Raw genomic sequence first — 17,192 nt, forward strand, 5'->3', positions numbered from 1 at the left:
CCGGGGCGCTCCTACATTCGCCCGCCGCTGCGCTAAGCTCGAAGCTCCCTCGCCACGCCGGACGCCCATGCGCTTCGCCTTCGTTGCCAGCGATACCGCCGTCGCCCAACAGGCCCGCCGCAAGCTGGCCGAGCGCTACGGCGACCTGCCGCCGCTGGAGGCCGAGGTGATCGTCGCGCTGGGCGGCGACGGTTTCATGCTTCGCACCCTGCATGCGCACCGCGCGCTCGACCTGCCGGTCTACGGCATGAAGCTCGGCCGCGTCGGCTTCCTGATGAACAAGCACCAGCTCGACGACCTGCCCGCACGCATCGAAAGGGCTCACGCCGCATTGCTGTATCCGCTGCAGATGCGCACCACCGACGCCGACGGCAACGAGCAGTTCGCGCTGGCCTTCAACGAGGTGTCGCTGCTGCGCCAGACCAACCAGGCGGCGCACCTGGAGGTCAAGCTCAACGACGAGGTCAAGCTTCCCGCGCTGGTCTGCGACGGCATCATGGTGGCCACGCCGGCGGGTTCCACTGCCTATAACCTCTCGGCCCACGGCCCGATCCTGCCGCTGGACGCGAACGTGCTGGCGCTGACCCCGATCAGCCCGTTCCGCCCGCGCCGCTGGCGCGGCGCCATCCTGCCGCACCGGACACTGGTGTCCCTGCGCGTGCTCGAGCCAGGCAAGCGCCCGGTCAGCGCAACGGCCGACTTCCTGGAGGTGCGCAACGTGCGCACGGTGAAGATCTGCCAGGCGGAGGAGTGCGGGGTGAAGCTGCTGTTCGATCCGGAGCACAACCTGGAGCAGCGGATTCTGGACGAGCAGTTTGCGGCGGAGTAGGGCGGCTCCCCGCAAGGCTTCCCCCATCCGCCCTCCGGGCACCTTCCCCCGCAGGCGGGGGAGGGGTCTGGCAGCTCTCACGATCCGCCGTTCCCACCCGTGGACGGCGACGTGCGGCAGCTCACGATGCAGGCGCCTTCGCTGCTGGCGGTGAGGAACCTGCCGGCTCACGATGCGAGCGCCGCTTGCAGCGACGGGCCGGCTCTCACGACGCGGTCTCCCCTTGCAGCGACGGGCCGGCTCTCACGATGCGGGCTCCCCTTGCAGCGACGCGCCTGATCTCTCGATGCGAGGCTTCCCCCGCCTGCGGGGGAAGGTGCCGAAGGCGGATGGGGGAGGCCTTGCCGCACACCCACCCAGCCGCCTTTGCTAGATTGACCCCATGACCGCCCCCGACGTCCACGACCCCAGCGCCAGTACCGACAACCGCCTGGTCGTCGCCATCTCCTCGCGCGCGCTGTTCGACCTGGGCGACAGCCACGCGCTGTTCGAGCGCGATGGCCTGGACGCCTATCGCCGCTTCCAGATCGAGCACGAAGACCAGTTGCTCAAGCCCGGCGTCGCCTTTCCGCTAGTCCAGAAACTGCTCGGGCTCAACCGGCTGGCGGGCGACAAGCCGCCGGTGGAGGTGATCCTGCTTTCGCGCAATTCCGGCGACACCGGCCTGCGCATCTTCAACGCGATCCAGCACTACGGTCTGGAGATCAGCCGCGCGGCCTTCACCAGCGGCGCGCCCACCTCCGACTACATCGCCCCGTTCAAGGCCGACCTGTTCCTCTCGGCCAACGCCGAGGATGTCGGCCGCGCGCTGGCCGCCGGCGTGGCCGCCGCAACCATCCTGCCGAGCACGGCGCCGCCGCGCGCCAGCGAGCAACTGCGGATCGCCTTCGACGGCGACGCGGTGATCTTCGGCGACGAGGGCGAGCGTGTCTCGCGCGAGGAAGGGCTGGAGGCGTTCCATCGCCGCGAAACCGAGCAGGCGGGCGAGCCGCTCTCGGTCGGCCCGTTCCGCGGCTTCCTCACCGCGCTGCACCGGCTGCAGACGGCTTTCCCGGCGGAGGACTCGCCGATCCGCACTGCCCTGGTCACCGCCCGTTCGGCACCCGCGCACAAGCGCGTGATCCTGACCCTGCGCCGCTGGGGCGTGCGCATCGACGAGGCGCTGTTCCTGGGCGGCCGCGACAAGGGGCCGTTCCTGGATGCCTTCGGCGCCGACATTTTCTTCGACGACTCGCCGGCGAACGTGGAGTCGGCCCGCAAGCATGTCGCCACCGGCCACGTGCCGCACGGAGTCAGCAACCGCTAGCCTCCCGCCGGGTGGCACCGGTGCTAGGCTCGCGCCGGGCATCCGGAGGATACGGCGGTGGGCAAGCACACGATGGGTACCTGTGCCGTTTGCGGTCGCACCCTTCCTGCGCGCGACCTGGTGCCCGGCGAACTGGTCCGGCCGGAGGTTGCCGAGGAGCTTTCCAGGGCAGCGCCCGGGTGGACGCCGGACCGCGCCGTGTGCCATGCCGACCTGGCCAAGGCCCGCACCGCCTACGTGCATGACCTGCTGGAGTCGGAGAAGGGTGAGCTGAGCTCGCTCGAAATGGATGTGCTGCGCAGCCTGCGCGAGCACGAGCTGGTCTCCACCGACATCGAGCGCGAATTCGATCGCCAGTGGAGCTTCGGCGAGCGACTGGCCGACCGCATCGCCACCTTCGGCGGCAGCTGGACCTTCCTGGGCTGCTTCGCACTGTTCCTGCTCGGCTGGATCGGGGTCAATTCGTTCGTGCTCTGGCGCCGCCCGCCGGATCCATATCCCTACATCTTCCTCAACCTGCTGCTTTCGTGCCTCGCGGCGGTGCAGGCGCCGGTGATCATGATGAGCCAGAACCGGCAGGAGGCGAAGGACCGCCTGCGCTCGCAGCACGACTACAAGATCAACCTCAAGGCCGAGCTGGAGATCCGCCACCTGCACGAGAAGGTCGACCACCTGCTGTCGCACCAGTGGGAACGGCTGGTGCGCATCCAGGAGCTGCAGGTGGAACTGCTCTCTGACCTGGGCCGGCACCGCTAGCGGCGCGGGCAGCGGTGGCCTTTAGGACACCAGCTTCATCCGCCGCCACCAGCCGGTGACCTGCTCCTCGCGCACCAGCGTGAACAAGCCCGCGCCGAGAATCAGCACGATGCCGGCCAGCATCGGCCAGTCCAGCGTGTCGCCGAACAGCCAGTAGCCGAAACCGATCGCCCAGAGCATCTGGCTGTACTGCGTGGGCGCCACGCGGTTGGCGGGAGCGAGCTGGGTGGCGAGCATCAGCAGCACGCCTGCCAGGCCGGCAAGCAGCCCGTAGCCAGCCAGCAGCCAACCCTGGTGCAGGGTGGGCCAGATGAAGGTCGGCAACATCAGCAGGCCGCCAGCCACCAGCGGGCCGACCACGCCGGCGCCGTACAGGCTAATGCGCTTCTCGTGCGCACCGGCCATGCGCAATGCGACGACCGAAACCGCTCCCGCCATGCCACAGGCGATCGCCGCGAAGTGGCCCACGCCAAGTTGGCGGAAGCCCGGCCGAAGTACGACCAGCACCCCCGCGAAACCGGCGAACACGGCCGACCACCGCCGCCAGCCCACGTGCTCCTTGAGAAACACCACCGACAACAGCGTCACGAAGATCGGCATCAGGAAGATCAGCGCGAAGGTCTCGGCCATCGGCAGATGGGTGAACGCCACCACCGCCGAAACGTTGCAGATCGCGCCGGTGACTGCCCGAATCCACCACAGCGAGGGGCGGTTGGCCACGAACACCTCGTGCCAGCGGTCGCCCGGTTTGCGGATGAAAGGAATGGCCACCAGCCCCAGCACTGCGCCGAAGAACACCGCCTCGAACGCCGGCAGCGTGCCGTGCAGCGATTTGACGAAGGCATCGCTGATCGCATAGGCCGCGTAGCAGGCAAAGCCGAGTAATACGCCCTTGAACATGCGGTGTCCGGGTTGGGTGGGGCAGGGCGGCAGGTGGGCGGGCGCCCCGGCATGACCTGCCCCCATCGCGGCGGTAGAATGCCGGGCTTGTCCCTCCAACGGAACCCTCGCATGGCCGCCCGTCTCGACCCGCTCGACCTGTACGACGTCCGCTCGCTGCTGTCCGACGAGGAGCGCATGGTGCAGGACACCGTCGGCCGCTTCGTCGATGAGAAGGTGCTGCCGATCATCGGCGACTGCTTCGACCAGGGCCGCTTTCCGAAGGAACTGATTCCCGAAATCGCCAACCTCGGCCTGCTCGGCGCGACCATTCCGGAAAAGTACGGTTGCGCCGGTATGAACGGCGTGAGCTACGGACTGATCTGCCAGGAACTCGAGCGCGGCGATTCGGGCCTGCGCAGTTTCGCCTCGGTGCAGAGCTCGCTGTGCATGTACCCGATCTACGCTTACGGCACCGAGGAGCAGAAGACGCACTACCTGCCGAAGATGGCGGCGGGCGAGATCATCGGCTGCTTCGGCCTGACCGAGCCGCACGGCGGCTCCGATCCGGCCAACATGAAGACCAACGCCAAGAAGGACGGCGGCGACTGGGTCATCAACGGCGCCAAGATGTGGATCACCAACGGCAACCTGGCGCATATCGCGATCGTCTGGGCGCAGACCGAGGACGGCATCCAGGGCTTCATCGTGCCGACCGACACCAAGGGTTTCACGGCGCAGGAAGTGCACAAGAAGATGAGCCTGCGTGCCTCGGTCACCAGCGCGCTGTTCTTCGACAACGTGCGCGTGCCCGAAGCCAACCGCCTGCCCAACGTGAAGGGCCTCAAGGGTCCGCTGGGCTGCCTGACGCAGGCCCGCTACGGCATCACCTGGGGCCCGATCGGCGCCGCGCAGGCATGCCTGAAGGAAGTGCTCGACTACACCGCCGAGCGGATTCTTTTCGGCCGGCCGCTGGCCTCCAACCAGGCCGTGCAGTTGAAGATGGCCGACATGGCTCGCCGCATCACCACCGCGCAGCTGCTCTCGCTGCAGCTCGGTCGCCTGAAGGACGCCGGCACCATGCAGCCGACCCAGGTCTCGCTGGCCAAGTGGAACAACTGCCGCATGGCCATCGACATCGCCCGCGAGTGCCGCGACATCCTCGGCGGCGCCGGCATCACCACCGAGCATTCGGCGATCCGCCATGCCTTGAACCTCGAGTCCGTGATCACGTACGAGGGTACTGAGACGGTGCATCAGCTGGTGGTCGGGCGCGAGCTGACCGGCATCAACGCGTTCTGACGTTCCTTCTCCCGCCGGGAGAAGGTGGCGCGCAGCGACGGATGAGGGTTCGGCCGAAGCGCAAGGACACCATCTGCGGCACGCCCGAACCCTCTCCCCAACCCTTCTCCCGACGGGAGAAGGGCTACCAGGAGCCAGGCCTTGCACGTTCCGGATATCCGCATCGAAACCGATCGGCTGATCCTGCGCCCACCGCGCATCGAGGACTTCGATGCCTACGCGGCCAACATGGCTGACCTGGAGGCCGCCCGCTTCATCGGCGGGCAGCAGCCACGCGCGCTGGCGTGGCGTGGCTTCCTGTCCTCCGCGGGCGCCTGGATGATCCAGGGTTTTTCCATGTTCTCGGTGATCGAGAAAGCCACCGGCCAGTGGGTCGGGCGCCTCGGTCCCTGGTATCCGGAAGGCTGGCCCGGCACCGAAGTCGGCTGGGGACTGGCCCGTGCCGCCTGGGGCAAGGGCTATGCGGTGGAAGGCGCCACTGCCGCGATCGACTGGACGTTCGACCACCTGGGATGGGACGAGGTCATCCACTCGATCCACCCGGACAACAAACCTTCGCAGGCGCTCGCGCAGCGGCTCGGCTCCACCTGCCGCGGCCCCGGCAAGCTGCCGGCCCCCTACGAAGACTCACCCACCGAAATCTGGGGCCAGACCCGCGAGCAGTGGCGCGCGCGCCAAAGGGCGCGGGCGTGATCACCGTCTACGGCATGCGCGCCTCGGGCAACTGCTACAAGCTGCAGTTGCTGCTGGACCAGCTCGGTCGCCAATACCGCTGGGTCGATGTCGACAGCGCAGGAGGCGCCACCCGCACTCCCGAATTCCTCGCCCTGAACCCCAACGGCAAGGTGCCGTTGCTGGCGCTGGAAGACGGGCGCCGGCTGGCCGAGTCCGACGCGATCCTCTGCTACCTCGCCGAAGGCACGGCGTTCTGGCCGCAGGACGCCTGGCTGCGCGCGCAGACGCTGCAGTGGCTGTTCTTCGAACAATACAGCCACGAGCCGTGCATCGCGGTGGCGCGCTTCATCCGCGGCTGGCTGCCGCCGGAGCATCCGCGGCAGGCCGAGGTGCCGGCGCTGATCGAACGCGGCAAGGCAGTGCTGGCGGTGATGGAACAGCACCTGGCCGGACGCGAGTGGTTCGTGGGCGAACGCTACGGCATAGCGGACATCGCACTGTATGCCTACACCCATTGCGCCGGCGACGGCGGTTTCGATCTGCGCTCCTTTCCGAACATCCAGGCCTGGCTGACCCGCGTGCGGGCGCAGCCGGGGCACTCTCCCATGCAGCCCTGAACCCCTGCAGGAGCGCCCTTGGGCGCGACGGATGTTTCGGTCGCGGCCAAGGGCGCTCCTACAATGCCCTCCATTTCCAGACGAACACCACCATGTCCCTGCCATTCCCGATCACCGCCCGCCACAAGGGCTTCAACCGCGCCGAGATCGTCGATCAAAACTTCACCGAGTTCGTGACGTTGTGGGAGGGCGAAGTGCGCAGGGCGCCCCACGACGACCAGCCGGTGCTGCCGGGGAGCGCGCTTGATGCGAAGGGCTTCCGCGAACTGTTCGAATCGCAGCTGATCAGCCGCCATCTCGACCTGATGGCGCGCGTGCTTCGCGTGCAGAACAAGGTGTTCTACACGATCGGCTCGTCGGGACACGAGGGCAACGCGATGGTGGCGCGGCTGACCCGCCACACCGATCCGGCGTTCCTGCATTACCGCTCCGGCGGTTTCATGGCCGAGCGCTTCCGCAAGCTGCCGGGCATGGACCCGGTGATGGATTCGGCGCTGTCGTTCGCCGCCAGCAAGGACGACCCGGCCTCCGGCGGCCGCCACAAGGTGTGGGGCAGCAAGCCGCTCTGGGTGCTGCCGCAGACTTCGACGATCGCCTCGCACCTGCCCAAGGCGCTCGGCACCGCGATCGCCATCGACCATGCGCGTCGCATCGGCCACACGCTGCCGGTGCCGGACGATTCCATCGCGATCTGTTCATTCGGCGATGCCTCGTCCAACCACGCCACCGCACAGACCGCCTTCAACGCCGCGGGCTGGACCGCCTACCAGAAGCTGCCGGCGCCGGTCCTGTTCGTGTGCGAGGACAACGGCATCGGCATCTCGGTGAAGACGCCGACCGACTGGGTGGCGGCCAACTACCGTTCGCGCTCCAACCTGGACTACTTCTACGCCGACGGGCTGGACCTGGCCGAGGGCTATGCCCAGGTGCAACGCGCGGTCGACCACTGCCGCAGCACGCGCCGGCCGACCTTCCTGCATCTGAAGACCACCCGCGTGATGGGCCACGCCGGCACCGACTTCGAGATCGAGTGGCGCAGCATCGAGGAGCTATGCGCGGTGGAGGCGACCGATCCGCTGCTGCGCTCGGCGGCGATCGGGATGGAGTCGGGGCTGTATTCGAAAGACGAACTGCTGGCCTTGTACGAGGCGACCCGCAAGCGCTGCTTCGCTGCCGCCGAGGAGGCCGACCGCCGCCCGAAGCTGGAGCGGCTCGACGACGTCATGGCGCCGCTGGCGCCTTACACACCGGCCAAGGTCAAGGCCGAGGCCGAGCGCACCGATTATGCGGACGCTCGCCTGAAGGCCTTCGGCAGTGTAGAAAAGCTGCCCGAGAACCAGCCGCCGCGCCACCTTGCCATCCAGATCGGGCAGGCGCTGCACGACACCATGGCCAAGTACCCCGAATCGCTGCTGTTCGGCGAGGACGTGGCGCAGAAGGGCGGTGTCTATACGGTCACCAAGGGCTTGCACAAGGCGTTCAAGAACACCCGCGTGTTCAACACGCTGCTGGACGAGACCGTGATCCTCGGCCTGGCCCAGGGCTACGCAAACATGGGCATGTTGCCGATCCCGGAGATCCAGTATCTGGCCTACTTCCATAACGCCGCCGACCAGATCCGCGGCGAGGCGGCCAGCCTGCAGTTCTTTTCCAACGACCAGTACCGCAACCCGCTGGTCATGCGTGTGGCGTCGCTCGGCTACCAGCGCGGCTTCGGCGGGCACTTCCACAACGACAACTCGATCGCCGCGTTGCGCGACATCCCGGGCCTCGTGGTCGGATGCCCCAGCCGTGGCGACGATGCGGCGACCATGCTGCGCACGCTGACCGCGCTGGCCAAGGTGGACGGACGCGTGTGCGCGTTCCTCGAACCGATCGCGCTGTACATGACCAAGGACCTCTACGACGCCGGCGACGGTGCGTGGCAGTTCGCCTATCCGGCGCCGGGCGAGGCGATGGCGCTGGGCGAGGGCAGGGTCTATGGCGAGGATGCCAGCGACCTGGTGGTGTTCACCTTCGGCAACGGCGTGCCGATGGCGTTGCGTGCGGCACGCACCGTCGAGGCGGAACTGAAGTGGAAGGTTCGCGTGGTCGACCTGCGCTGGCTGGCGCCGCTCAATGATGCCTTCATCGCTTCGGAAGCAAAGACGGCCAAACGGATCATCGTGTTGGACGAGGGCCGCAAGAGCGCCGGCGTGGGCGAGGGCGTGATCAGCGCCATCGTCGAGGCCGGCCTGGGCGCCACGCCGCTGGAGCGGGTCGTGGGTGCCGATACGTTCACCCCGCTGGCGGGTGCGGCGTTCCTGGTGCTGCCGGGCGAGGCGGATGTGGTGGCGGCGGCGCGGCGGCTGGCCGGCTGAGGAAGCGCTGCGCGGGAGAGTTCGAGGCAAGGCCTCCCCCATCCGCCCTTCGGGCACCTTCCCCCGTGAACGGGGGAAGGCTCACCAGGCAGGGGCCCGACCCCGGATTTCTTCCCGCGCCAAGCGAGGTTGCCGAGTATTGAATGGCGCAAGCCGCAACATTGCCTATTCTTCGACTTCGCTAACGCGCGGCCACGAACCCTCGGTGATGGCCCGCGGCCGGTCGTAGAGTCGTGCCTGGTTGCGGCCGTTCACCTTGGCCTGATACATCGCCTGGTCCGCCCGTTCGATCAGCGTTTCCACCGTATCGGACAACGTACGCATGGCCACGCCAATGCTCACGCTGAGCAGGAGCTCGGCGTCGACCGGGATTTCCAGCCGGTGCACCCGTCGGCACAGGCGGGTGGCCACCTGCATGGCCTGCTCTTCCACTACGCCGTCGAGCATGGCGATGAACTCCTCGCCACCATAGCGTCCGAGCAGGTCCGAGGGGCGCAGTTCGGCGCGCAGCGCCTCGGCCACCTCGATCAGCGCGCGGTCACCGGCGCGATGGCCCTGCTGGTCGTTGAGCAGCTTGAAACGGTCCAGGTCCAGGAACAGCAGCGCGACCGGCCGACCGGTGCTTCCCTCCAGCATCGCCTCGGCGGCCTCGTTCCAGGCGCGGCGGTTGAGCACCCCGGTGAGCGAATCATTGTCGGCCAGCGCACGCACCATGTCGCGGTCGCGCCGCATGGTCAGCGCTCGATCGCCCAGGCCGATCGACAATACGATCGCCTCGAACGCGCCGGCGACCACGCTGGCGTCGCTGGTCCAGCTCATGTTGGGCAGGGCGCCGCTCAGCTGGGCGGTCGACAGCGCGGTGAGCGCCAGGAGCGGTGTCCAGCCGACCAGGAAAAACCACGCATGGCGGGACCCGTGCGAGGCGGCCACGATGGCGGAGAGCAGCATCAACAAGGCGCCCAGGATCAGCAGCGGATCGACCAGCGCCTGCGCGGCGTCCACCAGCAGTCCGATCGAGCTGCTGCGCATCAGCACCAGCACCGGCATGCCGATGGCCAGCGCCAGCACGGGCGCGCGCAGCAGAGGGGCGAAACGCTGCAGTTCGCAGAAGCGCGCCATGAACAGCGCCGCGAAAGCCACCGACAGCGCGATCGATGCCGATTCGAGCAGACTGGCCGAAGGCGCCAGCCACGTCGCTTCCAGCGGATGGAACAGGAAACCGGTTTGGATGCTCTGGATCAGCGCGTAACAGAAGATGTAGCCGGCGTACCAGAAGAACGTGTTGTCGCGCAGCATGAGCGCGAAGCACAGCGCCATCAGCGCCATCGTCAGCATCACGGCGAAGCAGGCACTGAACAGCGTAAGCCAGTGCGCGTCATGGCCCAAGAAGGCGGTCAGCGATTCCAGGTGGAAGCTCAGCGGCGGCGAGAGTCCGTCCACCGGTTCGAGCTTCAGCAGGATGAGGGTGGAGGCCGGCACGCTGGCCGGATAGCGGAAAGCCAGCCGTCCGTGCCCCAGCGGCGGGCCGCCGATGTCGTCCAGCGCCAGGCGGCTGATAGGGCCGTTCTCGTCATAGACGGTGATCCGCCCCAACGCGGGCGGATAGATGGTCAACACCCGCTCCTCGTTCACCCAGGGTGGCTGCGGCCGAAGCACCACCCAGGTGCCCAGGTTCTCGCGAGGAAAGCTGTGCAGCAGGGACGGGTCGAACGCGGCCAGTTGGCCCTTGTGGAACTGCTGCAGTACCGCGGCGGGGGTGTCGCCGGGATGCGCCTCGCGCCAGCCGCCATCCAGCAGCATGGCCGCGTGCACCACGCCGAACCACAGCCACAGCAAGCCGAGCACGCTTCCGATCAACGGGAGCCTGCACCGGTTCCAGATCCTTGCTGCGGACAGCGTTCGCATCCCCTTGTCCCCGCTTGGCGTCGGCTGCACGTTCCTGCAGTCGGCGACCCCCACCCCTTGGTCCGGCGCGGCGGTGGCCTCCCGGCCGTCGCACCGTTGTTGAAGACGATCCTACGCGAACCGTCCGGTCCTCCGCCCGCCTTTTTTCAGGCGAGCCAAAGGCTGATCTAGCAGGCTCCGTGCCAAGGTGTGGATGATCCCCGGCGCTCACAGGCCCTTGCCGGCGCGCGCGTCATGCTTCGCCGAATCGCGGCCGTGTCTGACCCTGTGGGGTAGCTATGGACCCATACGAGCAGTCGCGCCGCTTGCCTTTCACGAAACGATGACGCCCGGCAGGGCGCATCCCGCGGAGATCGCCCATGAGTATCAAAGTGGCCGTCCTGGTCGGCAGCCTGCGCAAGGACTCCTTCAATCGCCGTCTGGCGCACGCGGTGGAGAAACTGGCGCCCGACGAACTGGCGTTCGAACACGTGGCCATCGGTGACCTGCCGCTGTACGACCAGGACCTCGACGGCAACTACCCGGTGCCGTGGACGGCGATGAAGCAGCAGATCCAGGCGGCGGACGCGCTGCTGTTCGTCACTCCGGAATACAACCGCTCCGTGCCTGGTGTGCTGAAGAACGCCATCGACATCGCCTCGCGTCCCTATGGCACCAATGCCTTCGCCGGCAAACCTGGCGCGGTCATTGGCGCGTCGATCGGTTCGACCGGCAGCGCGCTGGCGCAGCAACACCTGCGCAATGTGCTGGCTTACCTGGACGTCCCTTTGCTGGGACAGCCGGAGGTGTTCGTGCAGTTCAAGGACGATGGCCCGGTCGACGCGGACGGCAACATCACCGTCGACAGCACGCGCAAGTTCCTGCAGGGCTTCGTCGATCGCTACGTGGCGTGGGTGCACGCCATCCTCCAACGCTGAGCATCCCGCAGGGTGGGCGTCAGCCCACCGACGTGCGTCGTGCCCAGCCGGTGGGCTGAAGCCCACCCTTCGGTACGGGCAGGGACTTGACTCTGGACCTGGATCAAAGGTCTAGACTTGCGCCATGAACCCCCAGACGCCGCTTACCATCGGAGCCGTCGCCAAGCGCGTCGGCGTGGCCATCGACACCATCCGCTATTACGAGCGTGAAGGGCTGCTGCCCGAGCCCACGCGGCGGCCCTCCGGCTACCGCAGCTACGGCGAGGGCACGGTCGCCCGGTTGCGCTTCATCCGCCGCGCCAAGAACCTGGGCTTCACGCTGGAGGAAATCCGCGACCTGCTCGCGCTCTCCGCGGACCGCACGCGCGGCGTCAAGGCGGTCAAGCAGCGCGCACAGCAGCGGCTGGCGGACATCGAGGCGCGCATCGCCGAACTGGAGCGCGTGCGTGGCGGCCTGGCCGAGCTGGTGGATGCCTGCCCTGGCCATGGCGCGCCGGAAGCCTGCCCGATCCTGCGGGCCCTGGGCGGGGAGGAGCAGCCATGAGCGGCTGCTGCCATACGACCACGGCGACCGGCGAGCGGGATCCGGTGTGCGGCATGGCGGTGGATCCGGCAAGCACGCCCCATCATGCCGAGTACGCGGGCCGCACCTATCACTTCTGCGGTGCGCGCTGCCGCGAGCGCTTCCTGGCTGCGCCCGACGCGTTCGCAGGCGACACGCCCGCGCCGCCTGCTGCCGCCTGTTGTCACGGGGCCGCCGCTGTGCCGGCAGATCAGCACGCGCATCGAGTCAAGGACCCGGTCTGCGGCATGGACGTCGATCCGCACACGGCCAGGCATCGCGCCGAACATGCGGGCAGGACGTGGTATTTCTGCAGCGCGCGTTGCCGTGAACGCTTCGTGGAAAGCCCCGGGCGATTCCTTGGCGAGCAGCCCACGCCGCCCGCCGATCCGGGCGCCATCTACACCTGTCCGATGCATCCGGAGGTGCGTCAGGTCGGACCCGGCGACTGCCCCAAGTGCGGCATGGCGCTGGAGCCACTCGCGCCCCGTGCGGACGCCGACGATGGCGGTGAGGTGCGTGCCCTGGCGCGCCGCTTCGGCGGGCTGGTCGCGCTGACCCTGCCGGTGCTGGTGCTGGCGATGGGCCCGCACCTGGTCGGCCATCCGTGGCCGATGCGCTGGGCGGGCTTGCTGGGCTGGATCGAAGCGATGCTTGCCAGCGTCGTGGTGCTGTGGGGCGGCGCGCCGTTCTTCCGCCGTGGCTGGCGCTCGCTGCGGCCGTGGTCGCCGAACATGTACACGCTGATTGCGCTGGGCACCGGGGTGGCCTGGCTCTACAGCGTGGTGGCGTTGCTCGCGCCGGGCCTGTTCCCGGCCGGCTTCCGCATGCATGGCCGCGTGGGTGTGTACTTCGAATCGGCGGCCGTGATCGTCACCCTGGTCAGCCTGGGTGACCTGCTGGAACTGCGCGCCCGTCGCCGTACGGGCGAAGCGTTGAAGGCATTGCTCGGGCTGGCGCCGAAGACCGCGCGCCGCCTTGAGCACGGCCACGAGCACGACGTGCCGCTGGAAGCGGTGCAGGTGGGCGACCTGTTGCGCGTGCGTCCGGGCGAAAAGGTGCCGGTCGACGGTATCGCCACCGAGGGCGAGAGCCACGTCGACGAATCGATGCTCACCGGCGAGCCGATGCCGGTGGCCAAGGCCGCCGGCGACCGCCTGACCGCGGGCACCGTCAACCAGGACGGCACGCTGGTGCTGCGGGCGGAGAAGGTCGGCGGCGAGACCATGCTGGCGCAGATCGTCGCGCTGGTCGCACAGGCCCAGCGCAGCCGCGCGCCGCTGCAGCGGGTGGCCGATCGCGTGGCGGCGTGGTTCGTGCCGGCGGTGGTGGCAGTCGCGGTGCTTGCGTTCGCCGCGTGGGCCGCGCTCGGACCGCAGCCGCGGCTGGCGCATGCGCTGATCGCCGCGGTGTCGGTGCTGATCATCGCCTGTCCCTGTGCGTTGGGCCTGGCCACGCCGATCTCGATCATGGTTGCCAGCGGGCGCGGTGCGCAGGCCGGCGTGCTGTTCCGCGACGCGGCGGCGATCGAGGCGCTGCACGGCGTGGACACGCTGGTGGTGGACAAGACCGGCACCCTCACCGAGGGGCGTCCGGTCCTGACCGACGTGCTTGCCTTCGGTGACCTGCCGCGGGCGCAGTTGCTGACCCTGGCCGCCGCGCTGGAGCAGGCGAGCGAACACCCGCTGGCGCGCGCGATCGTGGCCGGCGCATCGGCGCAGGGCGTCGCGATCCCGGCGGCGACCGGCTTCCGTTCGCTCACCGGTCGTGGCGTGCGGGCGCAGGTCGATGGTCGTGAGGTGGCATTGGGCAATGCGCGCTTGCTGGACGAGCTGAACGTCGCACTGGCCGAGCCTGCCGCGAGGCAGGCCGAACGCCTGCGCAGCGATGGCGCCACGGTGATGTTCCTCGCCGCCGATGGCGTGCTGGCGGGCCTGATCGCGGTGGCTGATCGCATCAAGGCCGATACGCCCGCGGCGCTCGACCGGTTGCGCGACGAGGGGCTGCGCATCGTGATGCTCACCGGTGACAACGCGACGACGGCGCAGGCGGTAGCGCGCCAGCTCGGTATCGACCAGGTGCATGCCGATGTCTCGCCGGCGGACAAGGCGGCGGTGGTCGAGCGGCTCAAGCGACAGGGGCGGCGGGTTGCGATGGCGGGTGACGGCATCAACGACGCGCCGGCCCTGGCGGCGGCGGATGTCGGTATGGCCATGGGCAGTGGCACGGACGTGGCGATGGAGAGCGCGCAGGTGACGCTGGTGCGCGGCGAGCTTTCGGCGATCGGTCGGGCGCGGGCGTTGTCGCAGGCGACGGTGCGCAACATTCGCCAGAACCTGTTCTTCGCGTTCGTTTACAACGCGGTGGGCGTGCCGTTGGCCGCCGGTGTGTTGTATCCGGTCTTCGGGGTCGTGCTTTCGCCGATGGTGGCGGCGCTGGCGATGAGTTTGTCGTCGGTGTCGGTAGTGACGAACGCCCTGCGGTTGCGAAGCACGCGTCTCTGATCGCGTTGCGGGGTTTCGGCGACGTGGCGAGCCTGCGGGGGCTTACGGTCGCCTGCCGCACTCGGGATCGAGGCTGGAGCATGCGAAGCTGCTCTGTCCCCACCCCGTCCAGGGAGTGGGTTGGGGTGAGGGGCAGGGGCTCGCGGGGATGCACGCAGTCACCAACAAAAGCGCATCCCGCTTCGATGCCTTAAGCTGCGCGCCGCCCCACCACAAAGACCCCCCCCATGCCAAGCACGCTGGCCGAATGGCTTGCCTACCAGGAAGGCGTCAACCCCCACAGCATCGAGCTCGGCCTCGAGCGGGTAAACAAGGTATGGCAGCGCATGGGAGCCAAGGCACCGGCGCGTCGAGTGATCACCGTGGGCGGCACCAACGGCAAGGGCTCCACCGTCGCGCTGCTCGAAGCCATGCTGGCCGCCGCCGGAAGGCGGGTCGGCTGCTACACCTCCCCGCACCTGCTCCGTTACAACGAGCGCGTGCGCATCGACGGCCATGACGCGAGGGACGAGGACCTGATCGCCTCTTTCGAACGCATCGAGGCCGCGCGCGGCAGCGGCTCAGACGCCATCCCGCTGACTTACTTCGAGTACGGCACGCTGGCCGCGCTCGATCTTTTCGCACGTGCCGATCTCGACGTCGCCGTACTCGAAGTCGGCCTTGGCGGACGGCTCGATGCCGTCAACATTGTCGATGCCGACGCCGTAGTTATCACCACCATCGACATGGACCACATGGACTGGCTGGGCAACGACCGCGACAGCATCGGCCGTGAAAAGGCCGGCGTCGCTCGGCGTGGACGCCCGGCCATTGTCGGCGAGCTCGACCCGCCCGCCGGCCTCCTGGACGCATTGGCGGTCAGCGGCGCACAGGTGCAGCGGGCGGGTCGCGATTTCCGCGTTGAGCGGCACGCGCAGGGATGGCGTTGGCAGCACCGCGACGGCACCGCGTTCGAGCTGCCCGATCCGGCGTTGCCCGCTCCGGTGCAGTACGCCAATGCCGCCGCCGCCATCGCCGCACTGCACGCGCTCGACGCGAACGGCGCGCTGGCCGCGCCGATCGCCCTGGGCCAGGCCGCCACCGACGGTCTGAAGTCCGTACGGGTGCGTGCGCGCCTGCAATCGCTCGGCGGCGACCCGGTGGTGGTGGTCGACGTCGGCCACAACCCGCAGGCGGCGCGCGCCCTGGCCGACTGGCTGCAGTTACGCCGGTTCCCGCGCGTGCACGCGGTCTACGGTGTCCTCGCCGACAAGGACGTGGTCGGCGTACTGGGTGCGCTCGGGCCACGGGTCGATCACTGGCACCTGGCCGGGCTGGACAGGGATTCGCCCCGCGGGCTGCCCATCGGCGCGCTGGTCGAGGCGCTGCGCCAGACCCTGCCGGAGGCGAGCCACGACGCGCATGCAAGTGTCGCCGATGCGCTGGCCGCGGCGCGCGCGCAGGCGCGGCCGGGCGAGTGCATCCTGGCCTTTGGCTCGTTTTTCGTCGCCAGTGCGGTGTTGGCTGAACCGACCGCCTGAGCGAACCGTGCCGGCGGTACGGGCAGGTATAATCATCGTGTTGCATGCCGTGCCGCCTTGGAGCTTCAGTCTTGAAAACACGCCTGTTGGGTGCCTTCGTCCTGATCGCGTTGGCGGTGCTGTTCGTGCCGATGTTCTTCTCCAGCACGCCGCCGACGGCCGCGGGCGACCAGGCGGTGAGCCTGGCGATCCCGCCGGCGCCCGATCGCGACCTGCAGACGCGCACGATGAGCCTGGATCCGAACGCGCCCGCCAGCAGCGGCACGACGGCGCCGGTGATTCCGGCGCGCACGCAATCGAGCGCGGCGGCAGCACCGTCGGACCGCCTGGCCACCGTCGACATCGCCTCGCGTCGTCCGCATGACGTGGAGATGGAGCCGGAAGCGGCCGCGCCCGCGCAGGCGCCGGCGACGGAAACCACCAAGCCCGAGCCTGCGGCGCCGAAGCCGGCCGAGAAGCCCGCCGACGAGCCGGCGATCGCCAGCGCGCCGGCCGACACGGCCGGCACCGCCGCGCGCGGCAACTTCACGCTCAACCTCAGCGCCTACTCGAACGAAGGCGCGCAGCGCTTGATCCGTAAGGTGCGCGCGCTGGGCTATCCGGTCAGCGGAGCGCCGATCCGCCAGGGCGGTCGCGCGCTCACGCTGGTGACCGCCGGGCCGTTCCAGACGCGCACGGCCGCCGAGGCTGCGCGCCTGAAGATCACCCAGACCATTCCCGGTGCGCCGGCACACCTTGAAAGTGGCGCCAGCGACCAACAGGGTGACGTCGCCGCTGCGACGCCGGCTGCGGCTCCGGCGCGTGCCGGTGGCTACGCGGTGCAGGTCGCGGCGATGGGCAGCCAGGCCGATGCCAATGCGCTGCGCGACAAGCTGCGCGCCGCCGGCTTCGACGGGTTTACCGATTCGGTCAGCAGCAGCGGTCGCACGCTGTGGCGCGTGCGTGCCGGTCCGCAGACCCAGCGTGCGGACGCCGAGCGCGTGCGCGACCAGATCAAGGCCAAACTCGGGATGGCCGGCAACGTGGTGAGCGTGCCGTAAGGCGCGGTCCACCGGGGCGG

13 protein-coding genes and 1 pseudogene are annotated in these 17,192 nt (G+C 68.9%); 12 read left to right on the plus strand and 2 right to left on the minus strand.

Annotated elements, in window-relative coordinates:
* The first annotated feature begins 67 nt into the window (after positions 1-67).
* From J7I44_RS01125 to J7I44_RS01135, 3 genes are all read left to right on the plus strand, one after another.
* Positions 68-829 carry an NAD kinase gene (locus J7I44_RS01125; RefSeq protein ID WP_209614639.1) on the plus strand — a complete coding sequence of 254 codons (762 nt, stop codon included), beginning with the start codon at positions 68-70 and terminating at the stop codon, positions 827-829.
* A 382-nt stretch (positions 830-1,211) separates the two neighbouring features.
* Positions 1,212-2,135: a 5'-nucleotidase gene (locus tag J7I44_RS01130; RefSeq protein ID WP_209614641.1), complete on the plus strand. Its 924-nt coding sequence runs from the start codon at positions 1,212-1,214 to the stop codon at positions 2,133-2,135.
* A 57-nt stretch (positions 2,136-2,192) separates the two neighbouring features.
* The gene (locus tag J7I44_RS01135) at positions 2,193-2,891 is read left to right on the plus strand and encodes a DUF1003 domain-containing protein (RefSeq protein ID WP_209614644.1); all 699 of its coding nucleotides are present in this window, start codon (positions 2,193-2,195) and stop codon (positions 2,889-2,891) included.
* A 21-nt stretch (positions 2,892-2,912) separates the two neighbouring features.
* Here the strand turns inward: J7I44_RS01135 and J7I44_RS01140 are convergent, their stop codons facing one another.
* The gene (locus J7I44_RS01140; protein WP_209614645.1) at positions 2,913-3,791 is read right to left on the minus strand and encodes a DMT family transporter; all 879 of its coding nucleotides are present in this window, start codon (positions 3,789-3,791) and stop codon (positions 2,913-2,915) included.
* A gap of 111 nt (positions 3,792-3,902) precedes the next feature.
* Here J7I44_RS01140 and J7I44_RS01145 point away from each other — a divergent pair, with 111 nt between their 5' ends.
* The 4 genes from J7I44_RS01145 to J7I44_RS01160 all read left to right on the plus strand — a co-directional run bounded on the left by J7I44_RS01145 (position 3,903) and on the right by J7I44_RS01160 (position 8,724).
* Positions 3,903-5,072, plus strand: coding sequence for an acyl-CoA dehydrogenase family protein (locus J7I44_RS01145; RefSeq protein ID WP_209614647.1), 1,170 nt, complete (start codon positions 3,903-3,905; stop codon positions 5,070-5,072).
* A 141-nt stretch (positions 5,073-5,213) separates the two neighbouring features.
* Positions 5,214-5,765 carry a GNAT family N-acetyltransferase gene (locus J7I44_RS01150; protein WP_209614649.1) on the plus strand — a complete coding sequence of 184 codons (552 nt, stop codon included), beginning with the start codon at positions 5,214-5,216 and terminating at the stop codon, positions 5,763-5,765.
* A 14-nt stretch (positions 5,766-5,779) separates the two neighbouring features.
* On the plus strand, positions 5,780-6,364 hold the full coding sequence (locus tag J7I44_RS01155; protein ID WP_245187845.1) for a glutathione S-transferase family protein: 585 nt from the start codon (positions 5,780-5,782) through the stop codon (positions 6,362-6,364).
* Between the two features lie 92 nt (positions 6,365-6,456).
* On the plus strand, positions 6,457-8,724 hold the full coding sequence (locus tag J7I44_RS01160; RefSeq protein ID WP_209614654.1) for a thiamine pyrophosphate-dependent enzyme: 2,268 nt from the start codon (positions 6,457-6,459) through the stop codon (positions 8,722-8,724).
* A 165-nt stretch (positions 8,725-8,889) separates the two neighbouring features.
* Here the strand turns inward: J7I44_RS01160 and J7I44_RS01165 are convergent, their stop codons facing one another.
* Positions 8,890-10,569: a GGDEF domain-containing protein gene (locus J7I44_RS01165; protein ID WP_209614656.1), complete on the minus strand. Its 1,680-nt coding sequence runs from the start codon at positions 10,567-10,569 to the stop codon at positions 8,890-8,892.
* 419 nt (positions 10,570-10,988) lie between these two features.
* Here J7I44_RS01165 and J7I44_RS01170 point away from each other — a divergent pair, with 419 nt between their 5' ends.
* From J7I44_RS01170 to J7I44_RS01190, 5 genes and pseudogenes are all read left to right on the plus strand, one after another.
* Positions 10,989-11,546 (plus strand): NADPH-dependent FMN reductase, encoded by a 558-nt coding sequence (locus J7I44_RS01170; protein ID WP_209614658.1) that lies wholly within the window; start codon positions 10,989-10,991, stop codon positions 11,544-11,546.
* 124 nt (positions 11,547-11,670) lie between these two features.
* Positions 11,671-12,090 (plus strand): heavy metal-responsive transcriptional regulator, encoded by a 420-nt coding sequence (locus J7I44_RS01175; protein WP_209614660.1) that lies wholly within the window; start codon positions 11,671-11,673, stop codon positions 12,088-12,090.
* Entirely contained in the window at positions 12,087-14,612 is a 2,526-nt protein-coding gene (locus J7I44_RS01180) for a heavy metal translocating P-type ATPase (protein WP_209614662.1), read from the plus strand. The genes J7I44_RS01175 and J7I44_RS01180 overlap by 4 nt, the downstream gene beginning before the upstream one ends.
* 224 nt (positions 14,613-14,836) lie before the next feature.
* Positions 14,837-16,132: pseudogene (folC, locus tag J7I44_RS01185) on the plus strand (bifunctional tetrahydrofolate synthase/dihydrofolate synthase); the annotation flags it as partial.
* A 71-nt stretch (positions 16,133-16,203) separates the two neighbouring features.
* Positions 16,204-17,172 (plus strand): SPOR domain-containing protein, encoded by a 969-nt coding sequence (locus J7I44_RS01190; RefSeq protein WP_209614665.1) that lies wholly within the window; start codon positions 16,204-16,206, stop codon positions 17,170-17,172.
* Positions 17,173-17,192: the final 20 nt, after the last annotated feature.

Source organism: Frateuria flava (assembly GCF_017837635.1).
Taxonomy (GTDB): domain Bacteria; phylum Pseudomonadota; class Gammaproteobacteria; order Xanthomonadales; family Rhodanobacteraceae; genus Frateuria_A; species Frateuria_A flava.

Excerpts from the sequence above, each read along its gene's own strand:
- J7I44_RS01140 (WP_209614645.1), bottom strand. The coding sequence starts at position 3,791 with ATGTTCAAGGGCGTATTACTCGGCTTTGCCTGCTACGCGGCCTATGCG.
- J7I44_RS01145 (WP_209614647.1), top strand. The coding sequence starts at position 3,903 with ATGGCCGCCCGTCTCGACCCGCTCGACCTGTACGACGTCCGCTCGCTG.
- J7I44_RS01170 (WP_209614658.1), top strand. The coding sequence starts at position 10,989 with ATGAGTATCAAAGTGGCCGTCCTGGTCGGCAGCCTGCGCAAGGACTCC.
- J7I44_RS01160 (WP_209614654.1), top strand. The coding sequence starts at position 6,457 with ATGTCCCTGCCATTCCCGATCACCGCCCGCCACAAGGGCTTCAACCGC.
- J7I44_RS01175 (WP_209614660.1), top strand. The coding sequence starts at position 11,671 with ATGAACCCCCAGACGCCGCTTACCATCGGAGCCGTCGCCAAGCGCGTC.
- J7I44_RS01155 (WP_245187845.1), top strand. The coding sequence starts at position 5,780 with ATGCGCGCCTCGGGCAACTGCTACAAGCTGCAGTTGCTGCTGGACCAG.
- J7I44_RS01180 (WP_209614662.1), top strand. The coding sequence starts at position 12,087 with ATGAGCGGCTGCTGCCATACGACCACGGCGACCGGCGAGCGGGATCCG.
- J7I44_RS01125 (WP_209614639.1), top strand. The coding sequence starts at position 68 with ATGCGCTTCGCCTTCGTTGCCAGCGATACCGCCGTCGCCCAACAGGCC.
- J7I44_RS01130 (WP_209614641.1), top strand. The coding sequence starts at position 1,212 with ATGACCGCCCCCGACGTCCACGACCCCAGCGCCAGTACCGACAACCGC.